Source organism: Citrobacter sp. T1.2D-1, from assembly GCF_950098555.1.
GTDB lineage: Bacteria > Pseudomonadota > Gammaproteobacteria > Enterobacterales > Enterobacteriaceae > Citrobacter_A > Citrobacter_A telavivensis.
The window spans coordinates 218,007-240,295 of the sequence record NZ_CATNHH010000078.1 but is presented as its reverse complement, the minus strand read 5'-3'; the positions used below and the strand labels follow the sequence as shown (position 1 = coordinate 240,295).

Below are 22,289 nucleotides of genomic sequence, written 5' to 3'. Positions count from 1 at the left end.
TCAGTCCGCATTGCAGTTCACTGCTCCCTTAGCTCAGTTGGATAGAGCAACGGCCTTCTAAGCCGTCGGTCACAGGTTCGAATCCTGTAGGGGGCGCCATTTCGAACAAACGTTAGTGGTCATTCCCTCCTTAGAATAAGGCGCGAGGGTTCCATTTTAAAACAGCTTAGATCCTTGTTAACTAAAATGTTTCATTGGTTTTCTTGCACCTAAGTTGCGAAAGAGTCGGTTTTGCACCATTGGTAACCTCTTCTGAGGTGATATCAAATAAATACGCCTGTCGCTTAACTGCAGCGTCCACTCTGTACAGTGCCGTCAAATAACCAGCTTGATATTTGTCACAGCATCCCCTGCCAGAAGATTGTCTCTCTGTCATTGTTTCGGTGATTAAATCCTGTAAAATCTCTGCTGTGGTGATATAAAAACTTTCATATTTGTTAAATTCGGTCATCCCTGGAACCTCAGCCCCGTTGTCATTCGAGGAAATATAAACTCCGGCTTCATGCAGTACTGCCGAATAAAGTGTTTTGGTAGTCTGATGACAAAAATATTTTAGCCGCTCTTTACAAGTGAAAGATGACTGAGGCCGCAGGCATTGAGCGACCGGATAATATCTGAAACGTTATCGTCTACATGCCATCAATAATAGGTCACAAACATATTCACCTTTCCGGTCACCGGGCCGGTGTAGTTATTGCCACCGCGAGTAACGGGTCCCCGCTGGACATAGCGCACCCCGAAAGAAGCCGTGTCCGGACTGGTGAATCCGGTATCAGACGGGTCTGTTTTTATGTTACCTTTTGCCCCGACATTGGTTCTATATACAGTGGGAGCTTGACCTGTCTGGTGGACATCCAGTCGGTTGCCGCCGTAGGTCATCTCCAGTTCCAGTCCGTCAATTGGCTGACCGCCTGCGCTGTCATACAGACTGATATTGCGGTTTGAAAGCGGGCTGGCCCCGGTATCCTGAAAGCTGAATTCCACATTATCAACTTTACCGGAGCACTCAAGGTTAATGCCGACTGGCGTGGTGTCGCCGGTAAAGGGTAACCCACCTCCGACAGAAACAGCGGGAGACGTTCTGTTCACCCAGTATCCTATATTCACCTGATAGTCCGTTGCACCACGTAGTCTGCATGATGGAAGTTGTATCGTAATACCAGCGCCACCAAGATAAACACCTGGATTAGTGAATCCATGCTCCGTCGGAGATAATGATAAAGCCCCGGCCCCCGGGATACTTAAAGGACCTGAGTACGTAACATTTCCTGTTTTAACCAGTTCACCCCTGACCGAGAAATAAACGCGACCTGATAATATTTGCGTTATATTATAAGGACTGCCGGGAACGTTGCTGGCTGCAAAAGTACCGGAGTGCAGTTCCGCCAAAAAATAACCTCTGAGACCGTTTAGTATAATTTCACTACCCGCAGAGGGATTGTGAAGGTCCACGCTATTATAATCTCTAATATCGAGACCTGCCTCATATCCTCCGCCCGTCATTGCAAAGTTATTATTCTGGTAATACGTATCCTCTGATATTTTTACATAAATTTTTAAACCGATACCGTCCACTGATGTTTTGTAGATGCCCGGAGATGACAGGATACTACTGTCATTAATTAATAAACCTGTTATAAAAAAACGAGGAGAATTCGTTCGGACTCCGGTATTCGACCTGACAGTATTTGAGCCACTGGTCACACCGGAAGACTGACACTCAAACCCAAACCGGGGTAAAAATTCCTCGTATCCCCAGGAGTGCAGTACTGTTCCGACAGGTAGGTGATTATCCACAATGAGCGCCAGCGGCCGCTCGAAAGGCCTGTTGCTGGGGTAGGTAAACGTGCAACTACCGGCAGGTTGTCCATAGGCGGCGGGATACTGGTTGTCATCCCAGGTATAATCAAAATGATAGGTATAAGCCGCAACAGTCTCCCTGCACAACCCGGCCAGTATCAGTACCGGCAGTAGCGCCCGTGCCGGCCGCCGCCACAGCTTCATCCCTGCGTCCTTCATAACTGTACCTCTGTTGTCAGCACATCCGTCTCACCGCCGTAGTCATTCATCGCACTGTATGTCAGCGTCGCCCGTTTTCCCTTTAGCCTCTCTGGCACCGTGTAACATCGGCTTCCCAGCGGCAGTGTCATCTCTATTCTGTCCTCCGGCGTCACCCCCGCACCTCCGCCCGCCTTCAACTCAAGGCGACCGAAGCTCACATGGTACGGTGTTGGATTGTCCGCCTTCAGGCAGCTACCACCATCCTCCACCGTCCAGCGTAACGACTTCACTGCCTCTGACGCCTCTCCCTTCAGTCCCGCCGGACGCACAAACACCTTTAGTCGGTTACGGATGGCGATAATCAGCTTGTTATCCTTACTGTCCTTCGCCTTCGGCGGGATTTCCTGTATCGACAACCAGTACGCCGACTCACGGTCCTGCGGGATTTCCGCGGGGAGCACTACCAGGCGCAGACGTCCGTCCTGACCCCCACCCACCTTCATCACCGGCGGCGTCAGGACCAGGGGCAGGTTGTTCTCGTTTCCCTTCAGGTCTTCCAGCCAGGACTGGACGAGATAGCTTTCCTGGCTCTCGTTCTTCACTTCTATTGCCGTCTCTTTGTCTGCGGCATACGCCACTATCCGCGTCAGTGCTGGCCGCACCGCCGCCGCAGCATCTGCCGGAAGGATCCATACGCCTGTCAGAACGGCAATACCTGCCGCCTTCTTCATTCTGTTTACCGTTGTCTGTGACATCATTTCCTCCTTTACTGACCCTGCCACGGGGTTCCCGCTTTTCATCCGTTCTGACTCGTTACCGGCAGTTCACCGGTATCCGCGTGTGCCACTGTTCTGCTGCCGGTTTCGGCAGACTGAACCGGCACTGCCGTTTTTCCTGACCCCATGACACAATGAGCGTCTCATCCCGCCGCGCATCGAGTCCCGTCAGGTAGGTCAGCCCGTTATTGCCCACAATGCCCGCCTCTTCATTCTGACCTTCCACCCTGACCATGGCACCCACCGGCACCGTGTGCGACCCGCCGATAACCACCATCGCCCGGCGGCCCACACGTGTGGCGAAGCGCAGCAGGATCGCCGCCCCCTCCGTTGGCACCACCTTCCGTCCGGTCTCCGGCAGTTCAACCGTCTGCGCGTCCGTGGTGTCCAGACTCACAGTGTTATAACGATAAGGACTCAGATGGTTGATGATCGCACGGCCCCACCGGTCTGTTTTGTTCCCCCCCGGCACACCGATATCTGCTGCGCCCGGCGTCTCCACAATACCGATGGTGTCCCCCATCCGCGGTGCCAGAATTGCGCCTCCCTTATACAGCAGCACCCCGCCCGACATCCCCGCCGAGAACTGGTCCGCGTATGAACTGTGGCTGAGTGTGGAGTTCAATGAGGCCAGGGATGTGCGGTACCCTAGTGAGGCGGATTCACTGTAACGGTTACGCGGGTCCTTCTGCACATTCAGCCCCCAGTTGAAGGGGCTGGTCTGGCTGCTGCCTGACAACCCCAGTGACTGGCTGTAGTGCTGGTCACTGTCACGCACAAGGTTGTAACTGGCCTGGACGTTACTGCTTCCCCGGCCCAGCGGCATACTGACGCTGAGGTTGAGCATATTGTCATCATAGTCACCGCCGTTTTTGGTATACGAATATGACAGGCTGACACTCGCCTTTCCCAGCATGAAGCCATAACCGGCAGACGCGCTGGTACTCCGACGCGAGGTGCCGTAGTAACGGTCCTGACTCAGGGTAAGATACAGGCTGCCGTAGTCCTGCATCCCCTGGTTGATGTTGACCTCAAGCCGGCTCCGGCGCCGTTTGTTCCACAGGGCATCCCCCGACTCGTAGTATTCATCCGGCTTATAAAGGGTCCCATCGTAGCCGTATGCGGGTTCCCGCTTACGGTACGTATTGCGGCCGGTGAATTCGTCAAAGGAGAGAAAGTGCTCAGAGCGGTACTGGTAGCCGAGAATGCGAAGACCGGTGTTTGTGCTGTCAAACTGTCTGGCATACAGCATGCGTACCGCACTGCCGTTACGGGTTTCCCTGTCCTCTCCCCGAGTAAGTGCCAGGGAATAACGCGACTGCGCCAGGTCCAGCGCGAAAGCGCCGATGCGCCCCACGTTCCAGGCAACTCCCACGGCAAGGGACTGGTAATGCGCCGCCCCCAGTCCAGTGGTGTTGAGCGTGAATGCTTCAAACCCCCGCTCCAGACTGACTGCCCCCAGCAAGGGGCGGTCACTCCCGCCGCTGTTCCGGTATTCCCCCGCGGACAAGCTGTAACGCATTGCCCCCGGTCGTATCATGTTCGGCAGCGAGGTATAGGGCACGGTGAACTGCTGGCGAGTGCCGTCCGTTTCTTCCACCGTCACTTCGAGGTCGGCCCCCGTCTGTCCGGCGTACATGTCATCAATGGCAAAGGGACCGGGCGTCAGCGTCCGACTGTCGATAATGTGTCCTCGCTGGCGGATGATAAGTCGGGCGTTGGTGCGGGCGGTTCCGCGGATAACGGGGGCATAACTGAACTGCGATTCCAGCATCATGCGCTCGCTGGTCCGCAGGGTGACGCCCCGCAGGGGAATGACCCCCATGATATTGCCGGCGGTGTACGTGTAGATATCACCAACGGAGAGTCGTGCCCGCAAGGGTATGATGTTGCGCTCCGCATACAGCCGGTCGTGATTTTTCTGCCAACCCTGCCAGGGATTTTTGATGAAGGTGTCAAAACTGTACAATCGCCAGGGGCCGGCACTGGCCGTGCTATTCAGGCTCACGAAGGCACTATTGCGGGTATTGTGATCGTCAGAATGCCTCGAATTTTTCTGTCGGCTGCTGTAGAAATACCCGCTGTAAGCCGTTCTGAGCGCCGGCGTGCCGTCATCCCAGAGGACTGGCGGCACCATCTGAAAGCGTTGACTGCTGACCGCTTCCTGGGGCAGGGTCAGGCGCAGTTGCTGGCGCGCATCATCGTAGAATACCCGGGCGGCAGGAATGCGCTGTGCGGGATCGTCGCAGACGGCGGGGCGGGTATCGTCGTTATCGTCCTCTTTTAGTTTGGTCTGCCAGTTGTCATACAGCTCCGTCTTCACCCCTGCTTCACTAAGGAGATAGCGGGTCAGGCAGGGCCTGACCTCCCCGGATTCGTGGTCAGCGACAAAACGGATATCGCGGGCGTCCACAATGCGGTCATTCACCACCACCTCGACGTGCTTCATTCCTGGCGTCAGCGTGTTTTTGTAGCGAAAGATATCCGGCGATGCGCCGTTTTTATCCCGGCGCAGGAAAATACTCTCATACTCGCGGTCGCTTTCCTCCGCCTGGGCGACACAAGAAAACGACAGCAATACGGATGCAGCCAATAATGACAGTGTGTGCCTGGCAGCTGAGCTTCCCTGAGTCATGCACTTACTCCCTCACGAGTCTTGTCCTGTCCTCTGCCGCCGGGGTAGTCAACTGACCACCCCGGGGTATGTGTCGTGGTTACGCCTGTCAGAAATAAGAAATCACGAAATCCGCCACGCCGGTGACATTCCCGGCAGTGACGCCAGTTGACAGTGACTTGTAGGCCGCTTTGTAGTTCAGTGTCAGCGGTCCCGGAGTACCGACCGGCAGGGCCAGACCCGGGTCGGTGTTCGTCCCGCCGTTCAGGTCAATCTGGGTGACGCCACTCTGCTGCATAATGGCCACCGCAACATTGGTGGCCGGAGTGGTGGCTGCCGTATTAGCCATTACGTGTGCATCACCTGCCGGACTACTGGCGGTGGTGAACAGGGTACGGACGTTGTTCAGACCCGCAATCGCGGCGCAGCCGGTGAGTTGGATGGAGAACGGGGTCTGACCGGCGTAAGTGCCGGCTGCCGTGTTCAGCGTGTCGGCAGTGACTGGTGGCAGCGTCAGCGTGGCGTTGATGGGCGTGCCCGGTGTGCCGGCCACAGTGGAGTCTGCCGTGACAGAAGCGATGGCAGTACAGGCCGAGTTGGTCACTGTACCGTTAAAGGTGATGGTGCCGTCCGCTGCCTGAACAGCGGCGCTGCCCAGGGTCGTAGTAATGGCGGTGGCCAGAAGATATTTCGTCAATTTCATAAAACAAACTCCATGTTATTAACACACACAAATTACCTGCCGGAGACGGTTCCGGCGGGTCACATATTCCGGATGCCTGCGAGAAGCATCTTCCGGTTAACGTCGGATAATTCCCGTCATCTGCTGGTGATGAAACAACATTCCTGGCAGAAAATCCCTGTCATATCCCGGCATAGCAGAACGCCGGTGGCGTGGCCGTCACTGAGACCATACGTTTTCATGGTGCTGAGTTTCAGCGCGTAGAGGTATTTCGTGGTCACTTTCATTTTCTCCTTGAGGAGAGGAAGTGAATATCCGCGACACAGATAGTGAAACAGAAGGCGCTGTGACTGCGTAATACCCCGCTGAATAGGTTCGCTGGCAGCTGCGCGGGAAAGAATATCTGCCAGGGTATATTGTCCGGTACGAAAAGGAATTACCCAGGGGAATTTCCTTTGATTCTGATACCGTCCATCATTTTTAGTCCGCAGCAGAATAATCACCCGACAGTATGCTACCCAGGGTGACTGCAATATGTGTTGCCGTCGGGTAATATCAGCAATATTAACGACCACAACATCACCGCTCTGTGGGTGTTTTTTATCAGATAACATACCTGCGTGATGAAGAATGCGCTTTTTTCTTCCGGGGAGATTAATTCCAGAAACGCCCTGAAGAAAAAAAGAATCATCAGAGATAAAGTGATATTCCATTATAATTCTCCCTGCCCGTAATTTTCCCTGTGTCAGGGATTTTCAGACGGAAGTGTAAAACGATAATTTGCGAATTTAACAATCGTTTTAAACGATCGATACTTACCTATGCAATAGTTAACGCATATCGATCTGCGACTATCGATCGTTATAGTCGATTATTTTAAGAGCTAAAAAAAACCGATTACAAATGAGAAAATAACATGGAAAAATCTTATAAAATAGCCAAAATTATTTAATAAAAACCATGGTGTAATTTCTTAAGTCACACTCTGTAACCCCTTAAAATACAGGAGTCAGTACAGATAAAATATTCCACGGATAACCATTACGAGCAGCCACGCTGTCCGGTGGAATGTAAGGGAAGGTATTGGTGAAAAACACGACAGCAGGAGCGCGGAAAGGAAAAGTAATAATGATTAACGTTCTCAAATAAATGGATACAAAACAGAGTAATTTATTGCTGATTTCATGATATAAATCAAATTTCCATTTCTTAAATGGTTTTTCGGACGGGCATTTTTTAACAACGTTATGACGTCATTGCAGTGTCTGATTGCTGTAATCTTTATCATTTCTGGCAGGACTGTAATGGGCCGCATACCATATTATTATGTTTTCTGTTCGAATCCTGTAGGGGCGCCATTAGAACTCAACGATTAAACCATTTCCTCCAGCCTCCATATTTCCTTCATGGGACATATTTGGGGCATCGTCGTTAAAATCGAGTCAACTTGAGGCTCGAAACCGTCTAAGACCTCCAGTTTATCCAATTCCATTTGGGAAACACGGTCTGAGCAACCCTGAACCTGATACCTAAAGGCTGAAGCTGATTTCCACTGATGGTGTACTGCGCTGCGCCTCACCATGATAGACGGCTTCAATGTTGTTACCATCCGGGTCAAGTACGAAAGCCGCGTAGTACCCAGAGTGGTAACGGCGTTCGCCAGGTGCTCCGTTGTCACGTCCCCCATGCGTCATTGCTGCATGATAAAAGGCATCCACCATCTCACGATCGTTGGCCTGGAAGGCCAGATGATGACGTCCTGTCGGTACTCCCAGTGCTCCTGCGCTTTTCACCGACGATACGACCAGTTCGTCTGCCCAGAAATAATCGTCCGTTGTGCTTACGATCGGGATTTCCAGTGTCGCCAGGACGGCAGTGTAAAACGCTTTGCTGGCGTTAAAGTCGTTAACCACGAGCTGGATATGGTCGATAAGTCTGCCACGATGGAGTTGATACGTTTTCATAAATTCATTTCCCTTCCTTTTACCGTCATTTTTGCTGGTATTTATTCTTTATCAGGAAAAAACAAATCTCAATTTTATCTTTCGGCGATTTCTTATCTGTTCCTATTAATACGGAGAGTTAAACGTTCATCACCATGACAGAAAGACCATCCGGAAAACCGGATAGTCTTTTTGCGCTTTGGAGATATAGAGGCACGTAGCCCGCATTTACTCGCTATTCCGGTTCTGACGCCTTGCGTAAAAACGGGGTATACGATACTGCCATGATGATCCCTTCCGGACTGAGAAAGCGGGTGACCGTTTGTTCCCAGGGTTCCTCCTGCATACAGGTCAACAAGTTACATCCACTTTCCTTTAAAATATCGGAGGCGGATTGTATGTCGTCAACTTCAAATTCGAGCCAGGCCTGGGGAACAGGTAAACTGGCAGGCCATTCAGATGAACCAAAACAAGAGAGGGCCACTTTATCCAGCGGCCAGACGGCAAAATACTTCATGCCAGGGATGTTTTGCGAATGCAGATATCCGTCATAACCGTCAATAGTTTCAAGCGGCAGTTGCAGTATGTCTTTATATAAAGACGCACTTTCCTCTGGATTTGTCGTGACGGGACCAAACCCGGCGACAAATAACACATTAATTCCTTTCAGGATGCTGGACATAGTCACCTCATAGTTTTGAAGCGTGATTACATTGTTATGCACGAACCGCACAATAATAAAATTTCTGCAGTTGATGAGGAGAAAGGTACAATATAATCCTGACTCCTCGTTGTAAAAAAGGGACATTTCTATGAGGGAATATCAAAATTTACCGCGTCGCCGCCCAGAGGCTGCATCAACAACGCGTTGCTACCGCGTCATCTGAACCGCAATGAACACCTTCTCAGGCGGACTGAAACACATTGTCGGTAACCGACACTGCGCGGCGACGCAGCTCTTTTTCGCGCCGTCTGAGCCGTTACGTCACATCGTTTCCCACTATACCGTGCAATTACGCTGCGATTGTGAGCCACAGCCACAGCAGCCATTGACGATTGTTCCTGACGCCAGCGGCTGCCTTGTTTTCACTCTAACTAACGGGCGTCTCCAGCAGCTCTTTTGGGGGCCTGGCAGCCAACCGCACCAGGTTTCGCGGGACTTCAACACGATCGCCATGCGGATTCTGGTTGAGTTTCTGCCCGGTGGCGCGTTTGGGCTTTTGGGCAGTATGCCTTTATATGAATTACAAAACAGGCAGTATCTTCTGGGGACCATCGCCCCTTCTCTGGAACGGTTATTTCTTCCTGTTATCGAATTGCATCACGAATCTTACCCGCTTCTGCTTCAGGCCATCGACGAAGTATTAGTCCGTCATGCAGGCATAGCCACTGAAAACATGCTATTGCAGCAGGTACTTGCTTGTTCTTCCTCCGTGTATGGCATGCTTCGTCTTAATGCTCTGAGCGATATAACATCTTACAGCACCCGACATATCAATCGGTTATGCCAGGCGAGAATCGGCTTGTCGTGGAAGTCGTTTGTCAGAATCCTCAGAATCAACGAAGCGTGTCGTCGCATCAATCGGGGAGGGGATGTGCTCCGAACTCTTGCCTGTGATCTGGACTATCACGATCAGGCTCACTTTACCAAAGACTTCAAAGCGCTCTGTGGGGTAACGCCATCCGACTATCAACGGAACCTGTCGGACTTTTATCACGAAGAAACGAAATTGTGTGCGCATTTGCCTGACAGGTATGCCCATTGCAAATAATCAAGACGGCATAACCCGCTTTTTATACCTCATGCGGATAAACCCCCTTTGACCCGCAATGAAGAGGGGGCGAAGGATCCGCCCCCTGGTTCATCAATGTCGTTTATCAGAACGACGCTTTAATGCCCAGTATCGCTGAGGTATCGCTACAGCCCTTATCACCCACCTGCTGCGCAACGTTACCCCACAGCGTCACATTTTTAGTCAACTGGCCTTCAACACCGGCTTTCACTTCACCAATGTTGCGGCTGCCGGCTAAATTCACATCCTGACTGCTCAGCGAGGCGCCGAAGTCTTTGGTGTTGTGGATCCAGTTCACCTCCACAAACGGCTGGACGTTGCGGTCTTTGCCCGCATCCAGCCTGTTGTGACCGTGACCATACAGACGGACGCCGACATGAGACTGCAAATTACCATCGCCTTTGCCTTCAACACGGGTACCGTTGGCTTCCTTTACAAGAGACGGGTATCGCGTTTAATTAACAACGCTGTGGAGCCACCTCATTTCAGGATGATACCTGGGCTGATTCTGCTGCAGAGCAAAAGAAAAGGAGGGGGATCGGTGTTGTTGCCAGGCGATTTGTTCGTAGAGGGGGTATTAACATAGGCTTCTCGCTCAATGCGACCTGTATAAGAAGTCTTAGCGTAAGATCTTATCCGTTACCCAAGAGGCCTCTGGTGGGGTCAGGGGTATTTGGTTTTGCTATTACTCATCAATCCGTTGTTGTCTAAACTGGAAAGAGGTAGGGCTTGTCTTTCTGGGCTGCGTAGGCCGGATAAGGCGTCGCCGGCATCCGGCATACCGATAAATACATTATTCTCTATGAAAATTTGAGATATCGATCGTATTTTCTTTCACTGCATCCATCGCAGAAATAAACGCATTTTCATGATCTTCCTCTTCCGCACGCGGTAGAGAGTTACCGTAAAAACGCCCATTTTTATGGATAGCCAGAGAATCACTTTTCACCTGACCATTCACAACACCCTGTGCATTAATACTGACCTCGCCACCAATACAGTTTCCATTCAGCACGCCATCAACGGCGATAGCGTAAGCAATAATGTCACCTTCAACGTGTCCACTTTTTAGAATATGGACAGTTTTCTCTGAGCGAATAATGCCGTCTATACGACCGTTAACGTGAATATCGCTGGTTGAGTTCAGTTCGCCCTTAATAATGCAGGTTTCAGGAATGACAGCAACGGAGGGACTCATCTGCACATTGTGCGAGGGTTTTACGGTGAGTTCAACGTCGTCGCCCAGGTAGGAAACCTGGGATGAATCAAGAGAAGATGCAATGTTAATATCTGCGTTGGTATCAGCAAACGCTGTGTTTTGCGCTTTACGTTTAAACATGGTTCGGATCCTCATCGATGATGAAAGTAAATAAACGGCATAAATTAAACCGCAGCTTAAAATAATTACAGCAATAATCTTCCATCGCGATTTTAACGTGATGTAAAAGTGTTGATCACCTACGCCGTAATGTATAATGAGGTAAAGCCAAAGCCCCCAAACAAGCCACAGGAGGTTATATTGCATAATCTTTCACGTAATCTCCTGTTTGTATTTATCACTGTTAATATGTATTGCAACGGTACCATTCAGCGATTCATTCCACAATGAAAAACAAACTATGTTTTATTTTGGTTGCAATAATTAAAATTTCATCTATTTAAAAAATATCAACGCAACATTAACAATAATGAAAAAAAAGAGGGCTGAATAGTAAGCTCCTGATTGTTCATTGCAAGGTCTGAGATAATTTTTCCCAGGATGCTTAAGGATTATTAAAAGAGTAATTTTTCGGATTTTTTTTCTTTTTCAGTAAAAAATTTTGTGCAGTAGTTTGAAGTTTTGGCGATGAAGTACCGTCAGGGCAGGGATTGCCCGCTGGATACCGTGCAATTTTTCTCGGGCAGAAGAGCGAAGAATGACGGTCAACCACGTTGCCACAGAGGCTGATTTGCAAAGGTCAGAATGTGATTTAAATGTGATAAAAATGTAGTGATGAAAAATGAGTCAAGATAAGCGGCTGTTTTTTTAGGATGAATCCTGGAGTCTACAGTGCTTAAGATGGGCGCAGCGTGAAGAGGTGCAGGCCAGTCAGACCTGCTCTTTCGGCAAACTCAGAATAAAACGGGTAACGCTGGCATCCGAGGTCACCGACACTTTTCCGTGGTGCGCTGTCACAATGGATTTCACGATGGCCAGGCCAATACCGCTCCCTTCTCCTTTGCGCTGGCGGGACGGATCGACGCGATAAAAGCGATCAAATAACCGTGGCAGATGTTCGGCGGGAATAGGCGTTCCCGGGTTTTCAATGATGATGTGCACCTGGTCGTCCGCCTCTTTCAGTCGGACGGTGATCGTCTGACCCGGCGGCGTGTAACGCATCGCGTTGGAGAGGAGATTGCTTATCGCCCGGCGCAGCATACCGGGATCGCCGGAAACCAGGCAGGGACTCCCTTCAAAATGCAGTCCGACCTCCCGCTCTTCCGCCAGCGCTTCAAAAAAGTCGAACACTTTACCGACTTCATCTGCCAGATTGAGCGCTTTTTTCTCCGGGATCAGTTGGTTGTTATCGGCCTGCGCCAGAAACAGCATATCGCTGACCATTTTCGCCATATGACTAAATTCTTCGAGGTTGGAATAGAGCACCTCTTCCAGTTCCTTCTGACTACGGGGCTGGCTGAGAACAATTTCCGTCTGCGTCACCAGGTTGGTGATAGGGGTTCGGATCTCATGGGCAATATCGGCAGAGAAATTGGACTGGCGGGTAAAAACGTCCTCAATACGCTCGATCATGTGATTAAAAGAGAGCACCAACCGTTCCAGTTCAATAGGGACCGATTGGGGATCCAGACGTACGTCGAGATCTTTCGAAGTGATGTTTTGAATTTGCCGACTGACGCTGCGGATCGGTTCGTGGCCTTTATAAACGGCAAACAGCACGATAAAAATGATCAACATGCTGATGATCGAGGCGGTCATGATCAGCTTGTTTTTCAGGTCGTTAATGTAATGCAGATGAAAATCGATCGATAGCGCCAGATACAGGGTATAGGCCGGTTTACCCTCAACCAGCGGCCCGACCGGCAGGCGGATCATGCGCCAGGTGGAATGCGTACCGTGGCCTGCCATCTGCATCGACGGACCATTAATTAAATAAACATTGCCACCCGGAACAGTTTTATCCGGCGTGGCTTGGGTAAGAAACTGCCGGATATCCGGCACATGAGGGGAATGAAAGAGCGCCTGCTGGTTGGCATCTTCCAGCGAAATGATCACGTTTGAGTAACCGGCCACGACGTTTTTCAGGATCTCCAGACGACGGGATTCCGGTTCGTCGGAAGGGCTGAGGATACGTTCAAGGGTGGCGCTAATTTCGGTTAAGTCGTTAATGTCCTGTTCGGCAAAATGCACTTTTACTGACTGGACCATTATCCAGGTAAAGGCAAAAAAGGAGGCAATGGTCGCGAGGCTGATAAAAAAAGTCAGACGCGTCGCCAGCGAAAAAGGTCGGGAAAGTCGCTTACTGACCATCCGGCACCTCGAGCACATACCCCACGCCACGCACGGTCTGAATCAGCTTAGGTTCAAAGTCGTTATCAATCTTACCGCGCAGACGCTTCACGGCCACGTCAATGGCGTTGGTGTCGCTATCGAAATTCATGTCCCACACCTGAGAGGCAATCAGCGAGCGGGGCAACACCTCTCCCTGGTGGCGCAGAAAAAACTCCAGCAGGGTAAATTCTTTGCTGGTGAGCGTGATGCGCGTTCCGCTACGACTCACTTTGCGACTCACCAGGTCAACCGTCAGATCGGCCACCTGAAACTGGCTTTCGACAATCACCGCCGCTCCCCGGCGCAGCAGCGTTCTGACGCGCGCCAGCAGTTCGGCAAAAGCAAATGGCTTAACCAGATAATCATCTGCCCCTAACTCCAGTCCTTTCACCCGGTGTTCGATCGTGCCCAGCGCGGTAAGCAGCAGAATCGGCATACCTTTATTGGCGGTGCGCAGCATCCGGACGATGTCCCAGCCGTTGACGTCGGGCAGCATGATGTCAAGAATGAGCAGGTCGTATTCACCGGTCATCGCCAGGTGGTAACCATTCAGACCATTGTCGGCAAGATCGACAACAAAGCCTGCTTCCGTCAGCCCTTTGGTCAGGTATTCACCGGTCTTTTTCTCATCTTCGACAATCAAAATCTTCAACACGTCCTCCTTCACCACGCGAATGTCATGGGGCCCCTCAATTCTAGAGAAGCCAGATCGGATAGCAATCGCATTCTGGGAAAATGACAGCTTTGTCATTTTGCTGTCACGGGTTGAACAGAGAGCACCAGGTAAAGTTGCTGATATCAACCCACATGAAAATCAGGCTTATGCGTAATTTTAAGCTCCTCACGCTCTCGATGGCGTTACTGCTGGCAGGATGTTCACTCGCACCAGACTATCAGCGTCCGGCGCTCCCGGTGCCGCAACAGTTTTCTCTGAGTCAGAACCAACTGGTGGCGTCGCCAGCGGGTTATCAGGACAGCGGTTGGCGGCAGTTTTTCGTCGATCCGCAGGTGAAAACGTTGATTGATGAGGCGCTGCGCAGCAACCGTGATTTACGCATGGCGACGCTGAAAGTGCAGGAGGCGAGGGCGCAATATCGGGTGACCGATGCCGATCGCTATCCGCAACTGAACGCAGAAAGCAGCGGGAAATGGAGTGGAAAGCTCAAGGGCGACACCCGCAGTACGCGTGAATACGAGGCCGGGCTGAATCTGAGCTTTGATCTGGATTTCTTTGGTCGACTGAAAAACATGAGTGAAGCCGACCGACAGAACTTTTTTGCCAGCGAAGAGGCGCGCCGGGCGGTGCATATCCTGTTGGTGTCCAACGTGGCGCAGAGCTATTTCAATCAGCGTCTGGCCTTTGCACAGCTCCAGGTGGCGCAAGAAACGCTGAGTAATTACGAGCGCGCGTATGCGCTGGTGGAAAAACAGCTGGTCACCGGCAGTACTAACGTGCTGGCGCTGGAGCAGGCGCGCGGCGTGATCGAAAGTACCCGCAGTGACATCGCCAGGCGTCAGGGGGAACTGGCGCAGGCAAACAACGCGTTGCAGCTGTTGCTGGGGAGCTACGGCACGCTGCCGGACGATACGCGACACAACGTCGGCGATCTCAACGGCGTGACGTTACCGCCGTCGCTCTCATCACAAATCCTGTTGCAGCGTCCGGACATTATGGAAGCCGAACATGCGCTGATGGCGGCGAATGCCAATATCGGCGCGGCGCGGGCGGCATTTTTTCCCTCTATTACGCTGACCAGCGGGATCTCCGGCAGCAGCAGCGATCTCTCTACGCTGTTTTCAGCGGCAGGCGGGATGTGGAATTTCATTCCGAAGGTGGAGTTACCCATCTTCAACGCCGGGCGTAATCAGGCCAACCTCGATCTGGCTGAAATCCGCCAGCAGCAGTCGGTGGTCAATTACGAGCAGAAGATCCAGAACGCCTTCAAAGAGGTTGCCGATGCGCTGGCGCTGCGCCAGAGCCTGGCCGATCAGATTCGCGGTCAGCAGCGTTACCTGTCTTCGCTACAAATCACCCTTCAGCGTGCCAGAGCGCTCTATCGCAACGGGGCGGTGAGCTATATCGAAGTGCTGGACGCCGAACGTTCGCTCTTTGCGACGCAACAAACCCTGCTTGACCTTAATTACGCCCGGCAGGTTAACGAAATTACGCTCTATACCGCGCTTGGTGGCGGTTGGCTGGAATAAATCAAATGACATCATGGGAGATTAAAAATGAACACGGTATTTAAAGCAGTCGTATTCGCGGTTTTCTCTACGCTGGCGATTAACGCCCAGGCCAATGAACATCATCACGGCGATATGATGAGCGCCATGCCTGCCGCTGAACAAAGCCCAGTGGTCAGCGCCAGCGGCGTGGTGAAAAGCGTTGATATGGAAAGTAAAAAAGTCACCATTGAACATGGTCCCATTCCCGCGCTGAACTGGCCGGCAATGACCATGCGTTTTACCATCACGCCGCAAACGCAGCTCAACGATATAAAAGCGGGCGATAACGTGGCGTTTACGTTTATCCAGCAGGGCAATCTCTCTTTATTGCAGGATATTAAAAGCCAGTAATTTTCTCTTATTTTAACGTTGAGCATGACCTCATGAAAAATATCGCGCTAATTATCGGCAGCATGATGGCGGGCGGCATTATCGCCGTGGCCGGCTATATGTATTTCGCCGCCGCGCACCCGTCGGCGAATACACCACCTGCCGCGGAAAAAGAAGCCCGCAACGTGCTGTTCTGGTACGACCCGATGTACCCGAATACCCGCTTCGATAAACCCGGCAAATCGCCCTTTATGGATATGGATCTGGTACCGAAATATGCCGATGAAGAGTCTGCCAGCACCGCTGCGCCGGGAGTCCGGATCGATCCGACGCAAACGCAAAACCTCGGTGTGAAAACCGAGGCCGTGCGCCGGGGTCCTCTCACGTTTGCACAAACGTTCCCGGCCAACGTCAGCTTCAACGAGTATCAGTTTGTCATCATGCAGGCGCGGGCCGCCGGATTTATCGATAAAGTCTGGCCGCTGACCGTGGGCGATAAGGTGAAAAAAGGCGCGCCGCTGCTCGAGCTCACCATTCCTGACTGGGTGGAAGCACAGAGTGAATATCTGCTGCTCAAAGAGACCGGCGGTACGGCAACCCAGGTTGAGGGGATTCTGGAGCGACTGCGTCTGGCCGGGATGCCGGATGCGGATATTCGGCGTCTGACCACAACACGCAAAATTCAGACCCGTTTTACCCTTACGGCACCCATTGACGGGGTGATTACCGCCTTTGATTTACGCGCCGGCATGAACATCGCCAAAGATAACGTAGTGGCGAAAATTCAGGGGATGGACCCGGTGTGGGTCACTGCCGCCGTGCCTGAATCCATCGCGTGGCTGATTAAGGACACGTCACAGTTTTCGCTGACCGTTCCGGCGCGTCCGGATAAGTCATTCACCGTCCGCAAGTGGACGCTGCTGCCCAGTGCTGATGCCACCACCCGAACGCTGCAACTGCGTCTGGAAGTAGAGAATCCTGACGAAGCGCTGAAACCGGGGATGAACGCCTGGCTCAATCTGCAAACGGCCAGCGAGCCGATGTTGCTGATCCCGTCTAAAGCGCTGATCGATACTGGCAGCGAACAGCGGGTGATCACGGTGGACGGTGAAGGCCGTTTTGTTCCGAAGACAGTCTCTGTCTTCCAGGCTTCGCAGGGGATGACGGCGATCCGTTCCGGGCTGGACGAAGGCGAGAAGGTGGTTGCCAGCGGCCTGTTCCTGATTGATTCAGAAGCCAACATCTCCGGTGCGTTGGATCGCATGCGCGCACAGCAGCCGTCGGCGACGCCCGTTCATGCGGCCCATGCGCACTGAGGAGAACGCAGATGATTGAATGGATTATTCGTCGCTCGGTTGCCAACCGCTTTCTGGTGATCATTGGCGCGCTCTTTCTCAGCGTCTGGGGCACCTGGACTATCGTCAATACGCCGGTGGATGCGCTGCCCGATCTGTCCGATGTGCAGGTGATCGTCAAAACCAGCTATCCGGGGCAGGCGCCGCAGATTGTCGAGAATCAGGTCACCTATCCGCTGACCACCACCATGTTGTCCGTGCCGGGCGCGAAGACGGTGCGCGGCTTCTCGCAGTTTGGCGACTCGTATGTCTATGTCATTTTTGAAGATGGCACCGATCCGTACTGGGCCCGTTCGCGCGTGCTGGAATATCTCAACCAGGTGCAGGGTAAGCTCCCGGCGGGCGTCAGCGCGGAAATGGGGCCGGACGCCACCGGCGTGGGCTGGATATTCGAGTATGCGCTGGTCGATCGCAGCGGTAAGCACGACCTGGCGGAGCTGCGATCGCTGCAGGACTGGTTCCTGAAATATGAGTTGAAAACCATCCCCAACGTGTCTGAAGTGGCCTCCGTAGGCGGCGTGGTGAAAGAGTATCAGGTGGTGATCGACCCGATGAAACTCGCTCAGTACGGCATCAGCCTGTCGGAGGTGAAGGGCGCGCTGGATGCCTCTAACCAGGAGGCGGGCGGCTCGTCGGTGGAACTGTCGGAAGCGGAATACATGGTCCGCGCCAGTGGGTATCTACAAACGCTGGATGACTTTAATCACATCGTCCTGAAGTCAGGGGAAAACGGTGTGCCGGTGTATCTACGCGATGTGGCGAGAGTGCAGATTGGCCCGGAAATGCGCCGGGGGATCGCTGAACTCAACGGTGATGGTGAAGTGGCCGGCGGGGTGGTCATATTGCGTTCCGGTAAAAACGCGCGTGAGGTGATTTCGGCGGTTAAAAGTAAACTTGAGACGCTGAAAAGTAGCCTGCCGGAAGGCGTGGAAGTGGTGACCACCTACGATCGCAGTCAGTTGATTGACCGCGCCATCGACAACCTCAGCACTAAGCTGCTGGAAGAGTTTATCGTCGTGGCGCTGGTCTGCGCGCTGTTTCTCTGGCACGTGCGTTCCGCGCTGGTGGCGATCATCTCGCTACCGCTGGGGTTGTGCATCGCTTTTATCGTGATGCATTTCCAGGGGCTGAACGCCAACATTATGTCGCTTGGTGGGATCGCAATCGCAGTGGGGGCAATGGTGGATGCCGCCATTGTGATGATCGAAAACGCGCATAAACGACTGGAAGAGTGGGAACATCTGCATCCGGGCGAAACACTTGATAACGAGACGCGCTGGAAGGTGATCACCAACGCCTCCGTGGAGGTTGGCCCGGCGCTGTTTATCAGTTTGCTGATCATCACGCTCTCTTTTATTCCCATCTTTACCCTTGAGGGGCAGGAAGGACGCCTGTTCGGTCCACTGGCGTTCACCAAAACGTATGCAATGGCGGGCGCGGCGTTTCTGGCGATCGTGGTGATCCCTATTCTGATGGGGCTGTGGATCCGCGGTAAAATTCCGGCGGAAAGCAGCAACCCGCTCAACCGTTTTTTGATCCGCATCTACCATCCGCTATTGCTGAAAGTGCTGCACTGGCCGAAAACCACACTGCTGGTGGCGGTGCTCTCGATCCTGACGGTTGCCTGGCCGCTGAGTAAAGTGGGAGGCGAGTTCTTACCGCAGATTAACGAAGGCGACCTGCTGTACATGCCTTCCACGCTGCCGGGGATTTCGGCGGCAGAAGCGGCAAGTATGTTACAGAAAACCGACAGGCTTATCATGACCGTTCCGGAAGTTGCCAGAGTCTTTGGTAAAACCGGGAAAGCGGAGACCGCCACGGATTCGGCACCGCTGGAAATGGTGGAAACCACCATTCAGCTTAAACCGCAGGATCAGTGGCGTCCGGGCATGACGATGGACAAAATCATTGAGGAACTGGACAAAACCGTCCGTCTGCCGGGGCTGGCAAACCTGTGGGTGCCGCCGATTCGTAACCGTATTGATATGCTCTCGACCGGGATTAAGAGTCCGATTGGGATTAAAGTCTCCGGTAACGTACTGGCCGATATTGATGCAATGGCCGAGCAGATTGAAGAGGTCGCCCGAACCGTTCCTGGCGTGACGTCCGCGCTGGCCGAGCGTCTGCAAGGCGGTCGCTATCTCAACATCGACATTAACCGTGAAAAGGCTGCCCGTTACGGCATGACGGTGGGGGACGTGCAGTTGTTTATTACCTCCGCCATCGGCGGGGCGATGGTGGGGGAGACCGTTGAGGGGATTGCCCGTTATCCCATCAATCTACGTTATCCGCAAAGCTACCGTGACAGCCCGCAGGCGCTGCGCCAGTTACCGATCCTGACGCCGATGAAGCAGCAAATTACGCTGGGAGATGTGGCCACAATCAACATCAAGCCGGGACCCTCGATGTTGAAAACCGAGAATGCACGACCCACCGGCTGGATCTACATTGACGCGCGTGACAGGGATATGGTTTCCGTGGTCAACGACCTGAAAAAGGCGATTGCCGATAACGTCCAGTTGAAGCCCGGTACCAGCGTCGCGTTTTCTGGTCAGTTTGAGTTGCTGGAGCGGGCGAACCATAAGCTGAAGCTGATGGTACCCATGACGCTGATGATCATCTTCGTCCTGTTGTATCTGGCGTTCCGCCGCGTCGGGGAAGCGCTGCTGATCATCACCAGCGTGCCGTTTGCGCTGGTGGGCGGGATCTGGTTCCTGTACTGGATGGGGTTCCATCTGTCGGTCGCGACAGGAACCGGGTTTATCGCGCTGGCGGGGGTGGCAGCGGAATTTGGCGTGGTAATGCTGATGTACCTGCGCCATGCCATTGAGGCCGATCCGGCGCTGGACAATCCGCAGACGTTTAGCGCAGAGAAACTGGATGAGGCGTTGTATCACGGCGCGGTGTTACGGGTACGGCCCAAAGCGATGACCGTGGCGGTGATCATTGCCGGTCTGCTGCCTATTTTATGGGGCACAGGGGCCGGTTCGGAAGTCATGAGCCGGATTGCTGCGCCCATGATCGGCGGCATGATTACGGCTCCGTTGCTGTCGCTGTTTATTATCCCAGCAGCTTATAAGTTGATGTGGATGCGTCGTCACCGCAAAATATCACATTAATACCTGCATTATCCGGCCTGTTGTAATCGAGCAGGCCGGATAAAATCACACCTTATGGTATACTTTTTATTCTATCCGACATATTCCGCAATACTGTAAGATGCTTTTTCTGATGATGACGTTTATCCCTTTCTGAATCCCCATCTATTATTTTCTTATTCCCCTGATATTTAATTTTACCGTTACTCCTCAGCAGGTTGTGCATAAAAAACACAAACGTTCATCTTTTATTACGAAAGGTGTAAACCTCTATTTTATATTTCAGGATCGTGCTGTTCATCGCATTTCATTCATTTTTATTATCAAATTTTCGTTAAGTTAGTCCTCTTTTGCGCATAATGCGGGCCACTTTTACACTTCTCTGAATGTTTTTACATATCAATTAATCAGTAAAAATAGCTAAAAACTTAATATCATGCGAAATATCTGAAAGATAATCCCTTATGGTAATCAAAAACCATGAATCGGAGTCATTTTTAGCCATTTATCATTAAACATGAATGAGAAATACCTGAAATATAAAATAAGGATTTTACTATGGGATTTGGGATGGCAAAGGACAATAAATTTGAGATCGTGGCCATTATTCGTGAAGAGCTTCTCAGAAAAACCAAGGTGGAACTGAAATTTAAAGATACCAGCGTGGTCACTCAATTAGAAAAGGTTGACTTCGACTACTTTGTGATTGCCAACAATAGCGAAATCCCACTCTCTCCCATTCAGTCTTTTATCTTGCACAGTAACAGCGGCATTATCAGGTTTAATGCCAGATTCAGTCAGTCACTGACCGATAAACTGGAGTGCGGGCTGGCGTATCGCATCCCGGAGGTGATCTTATTAGTTCAGCGCCGCCAGCACCAACGCTTCTCCTTTTTAAAAGGGTATCAATTTTACTGTTCTGGGCGCTATAAAAATGGTGAGAATTACTCGCTGCAGATTAAAAATATCTCTCGCGGCGGTTGTGCACTGATTGCACAAAAAGTGAATGCCCGCTTTCTTTATAAAAATGCGCTGATCAAAGGGGCATCCCTCGATTTTGAACAATTTGGTTGTCTGCATAGCGATCTCCGGGTTGTCAATGTCGTTACCATTAATGAATTTGATGATAATAATCAGCTTTATTCCTGTCAGCAGATCTCCTGCAAATTTGAATTTAAACATCCCCGTGAGGCGTTGGATGTCGAGAAGGTTATTATTCATTTTTTGATGAGTAACAAATTGAAAAGTTTATAAGGGAGGGTGAACTTTATGTTGATGTGTGGAAATGAAGATTTCGTCGGCAGCAGTGTTTCAACGTATTTAAAGAGTAAAAATGCTGAGGTGACGAGTGTACCCTGGCAGGTGATGGTGGATTACTCCGCACGTTATCGCCATCGGTTGATGATTTTTAATATCATCAGCCACGAACAGTCTTACGCGGATTTTGTGAGTTATTTAAATAAGAGCCGTTTTAAACTCTACGATAATGCGGTGGTGGTGATTGCTGATAGCCGTCTGGCCGCGTTGTGCATTGAGTTGCTGTATGTCGAAAAGGCCATTGTGTTGACCGATAAATCACCACTGCGTGATTTTGGTCGACTGACAACCCTGACGGAGGAGTGCTGGAATCCCCGCGTATTCCGTTCGCAAAAACGACTCAGCGATCGTGAACAACAAATCCTCAGTTTGTTGGTGAGCGGGTATTCGCCAAACGAGATATCGGATCTGATCAGCGTGAGCTATAAAACGATACAGACCCATAAAATGAGGATCATTGTTAAGTTGGGTCTGGCCCATTCTACTGCACTGAATAAACAGATCGTCAGATTCAACCATCCGTTGTCTTTTTTATCCTGAGTTTGTTATCAGCCTGATGGCGCTTCGCTTATCAGGCCTACAGGTGTCACGAGTAACGTGTTGA

Annotated in this window: 18 protein-coding genes, 1 tRNA gene and 1 pseudogene; 8 read left to right on the top strand and 12 right to left on the bottom strand. The window is 51.7% G+C overall.

Going from position 1 to position 22,289, the window contains the following annotated elements; genetic code table 11:
* Positions 1 to 22: 22 nt before the first annotated feature.
* Positions 23 to 99, top strand: a tRNA-Arg gene (locus QQZ17_RS26230).
* Between the two features lie 82 nt (positions 100 to 181).
* Here QQZ17_RS26230 and QQZ17_RS26225 read toward each other — a convergent pair.
* The 8 genes from QQZ17_RS26225 to QQZ17_RS26190 all read right to left on the bottom strand — a co-directional run bounded on the left by QQZ17_RS26225 (position 182) and on the right by QQZ17_RS26190 (position 8,671).
* Positions 182 to 451, bottom strand: coding sequence for a hypothetical protein (locus QQZ17_RS26225; RefSeq protein WP_152405588.1), 270 nt, complete (start codon positions 449 to 451; stop codon positions 182 to 184).
* A 188-nt stretch (positions 452 to 639) separates the two neighbouring features.
* The gene (locus QQZ17_RS26220; RefSeq protein ID WP_152405587.1) at positions 640 to 2,019 is read right to left on the bottom strand and encodes a hypothetical protein; all 1,380 of its coding nucleotides are present in this window, start codon (positions 2,017 to 2,019) and stop codon (positions 640 to 642) included.
* Complete coding sequence (locus QQZ17_RS26215) at positions 2,016 to 2,759, bottom strand: fimbrial biogenesis chaperone (protein WP_187696678.1); 744 nt, start codon at positions 2,757 to 2,759, stop codon at positions 2,016 to 2,018. The genes QQZ17_RS26220 and QQZ17_RS26215 overlap by 4 nt, the downstream gene beginning before the upstream one ends.
* A gap of 55 nt (positions 2,760 to 2,814) precedes the next feature.
* Positions 2,815 to 5,412: a fimbria/pilus outer membrane usher protein gene (locus QQZ17_RS26210; protein ID WP_152405585.1), complete on the bottom strand. Its 2,598-nt coding sequence runs from the start codon at positions 5,410 to 5,412 to the stop codon at positions 2,815 to 2,817.
* Between the two features lie 88 nt (positions 5,413 to 5,500).
* The gene (locus tag QQZ17_RS26205) at positions 5,501 to 6,094 is read right to left on the bottom strand and encodes a fimbrial protein (protein ID WP_152405584.1); all 594 of its coding nucleotides are present in this window, start codon (positions 6,092 to 6,094) and stop codon (positions 5,501 to 5,503) included.
* A 116-nt stretch (positions 6,095 to 6,210) separates the two neighbouring features.
* Positions 6,211 to 6,786 carry a hypothetical protein gene (locus QQZ17_RS26200; protein WP_152405583.1) on the bottom strand — a complete coding sequence of 192 codons (576 nt, stop codon included), beginning with the start codon at positions 6,784 to 6,786 and terminating at the stop codon, positions 6,211 to 6,213.
* Positions 6,787 to 7,602: 816 nt separating this feature from the next.
* Positions 7,603 to 8,037, bottom strand: coding sequence for a VOC family protein (locus tag QQZ17_RS26195; protein ID WP_152405582.1), 435 nt, complete (start codon positions 8,035 to 8,037; stop codon positions 7,603 to 7,605).
* A 214-nt stretch (positions 8,038 to 8,251) separates the two neighbouring features.
* Positions 8,252 to 8,671, bottom strand: a complete 420-nt coding sequence (locus QQZ17_RS26190; protein ID WP_342395162.1) for a glyoxalase — start codon at positions 8,669 to 8,671, stop codon at positions 8,252 to 8,254.
* Between the two features lie 238 nt (positions 8,672 to 8,909).
* Here QQZ17_RS26190 and QQZ17_RS26185 point away from each other — a divergent pair, with 238 nt between their 5' ends.
* Positions 8,910 to 9,788 (top strand): AraC family transcriptional regulator, encoded by an 879-nt coding sequence (locus QQZ17_RS26185; RefSeq protein ID WP_235922532.1) that lies wholly within the window; start codon positions 8,910 to 8,912, stop codon positions 9,786 to 9,788.
* A gap of 106 nt (positions 9,789 to 9,894) precedes the next feature.
* Here QQZ17_RS26185 and QQZ17_RS26180 read toward each other — a convergent pair.
* The 4 genes and pseudogenes from QQZ17_RS26180 to cusR all read right to left on the bottom strand — a co-directional run.
* A pseudogene (locus QQZ17_RS26180) lies at positions 9,895 to 10,233 on the bottom strand (autotransporter outer membrane beta-barrel domain-containing protein); the annotation flags it as partial.
* A 369-nt stretch (positions 10,234 to 10,602) separates the two neighbouring features.
* A complete protein-coding gene (locus QQZ17_RS26175; RefSeq protein WP_187696677.1) occupies positions 10,603 to 11,148 on the bottom strand; it encodes a bactofilin family protein in 546 nt (181 codons plus the stop codon).
* A 750-nt stretch (positions 11,149 to 11,898) separates the two neighbouring features.
* On the bottom strand, positions 11,899 to 13,338 hold the full coding sequence (locus QQZ17_RS26170) for a Cu(+)/Ag(+) sensor histidine kinase (RefSeq protein WP_152405580.1): 1,440 nt from the start codon (positions 13,336 to 13,338) through the stop codon (positions 11,899 to 11,901).
* Complete coding sequence (gene cusR, locus QQZ17_RS26165; protein WP_152405579.1) at positions 13,328 to 14,011, bottom strand: copper response regulator transcription factor CusR; 684 nt, start codon at positions 14,009 to 14,011, stop codon at positions 13,328 to 13,330. Before cusR ends, QQZ17_RS26170 begins: the two co-directional genes overlap by 11 nt.
* A 170-nt stretch (positions 14,012 to 14,181) precedes the next feature.
* Here cusR and QQZ17_RS26160 point away from each other — a divergent pair, with 170 nt between their 5' ends.
* The 6 genes from QQZ17_RS26160 (at position 14,182) to QQZ17_RS26135 (ending at position 22,225) form a co-directional block, all read left to right on the top strand.
* Positions 14,182 to 15,564 carry an efflux transporter outer membrane subunit gene (locus tag QQZ17_RS26160; RefSeq protein WP_152405578.1) on the top strand — a complete coding sequence of 461 codons (1,383 nt, stop codon included), beginning with the start codon at positions 14,182 to 14,184 and terminating at the stop codon, positions 15,562 to 15,564.
* A 27-nt stretch (positions 15,565 to 15,591) separates the two neighbouring features.
* Positions 15,592 to 15,936 carry a cation efflux system protein CusF gene (gene cusF / locus QQZ17_RS26155; protein ID WP_152405577.1) on the top strand — a complete coding sequence of 115 codons (345 nt, stop codon included), beginning with the start codon at positions 15,592 to 15,594 and terminating at the stop codon, positions 15,934 to 15,936.
* 32 nt (positions 15,937 to 15,968) lie between these two features.
* The gene (locus QQZ17_RS26150; RefSeq protein ID WP_152405576.1) at positions 15,969 to 17,231 is read left to right on the top strand and encodes an efflux RND transporter periplasmic adaptor subunit; all 1,263 of its coding nucleotides are present in this window, start codon (positions 15,969 to 15,971) and stop codon (positions 17,229 to 17,231) included.
* Positions 17,232 to 17,242: 11 nt separating this feature from the next.
* Entirely contained in the window at positions 17,243 to 20,389 is a 3,147-nt protein-coding gene (locus tag QQZ17_RS26145) for a CusA/CzcA family heavy metal efflux RND transporter (protein WP_152405575.1), read from the top strand.
* 537 nt (positions 20,390 to 20,926) lie between these two features.
* Entirely contained in the window at positions 20,927 to 21,622 is a 696-nt protein-coding gene (locus QQZ17_RS26140) for a flagellar brake protein (RefSeq protein WP_152405574.1), read from the top strand.
* 87 nt (positions 21,623 to 21,709) lie between these two features.
* Positions 21,710 to 22,225, top strand: coding sequence for a helix-turn-helix transcriptional regulator (locus QQZ17_RS26135; protein ID WP_284554216.1), 516 nt, complete (start codon positions 21,710 to 21,712; stop codon positions 22,223 to 22,225).
* Positions 22,226 to 22,289 lie beyond the last annotated feature (64 nt).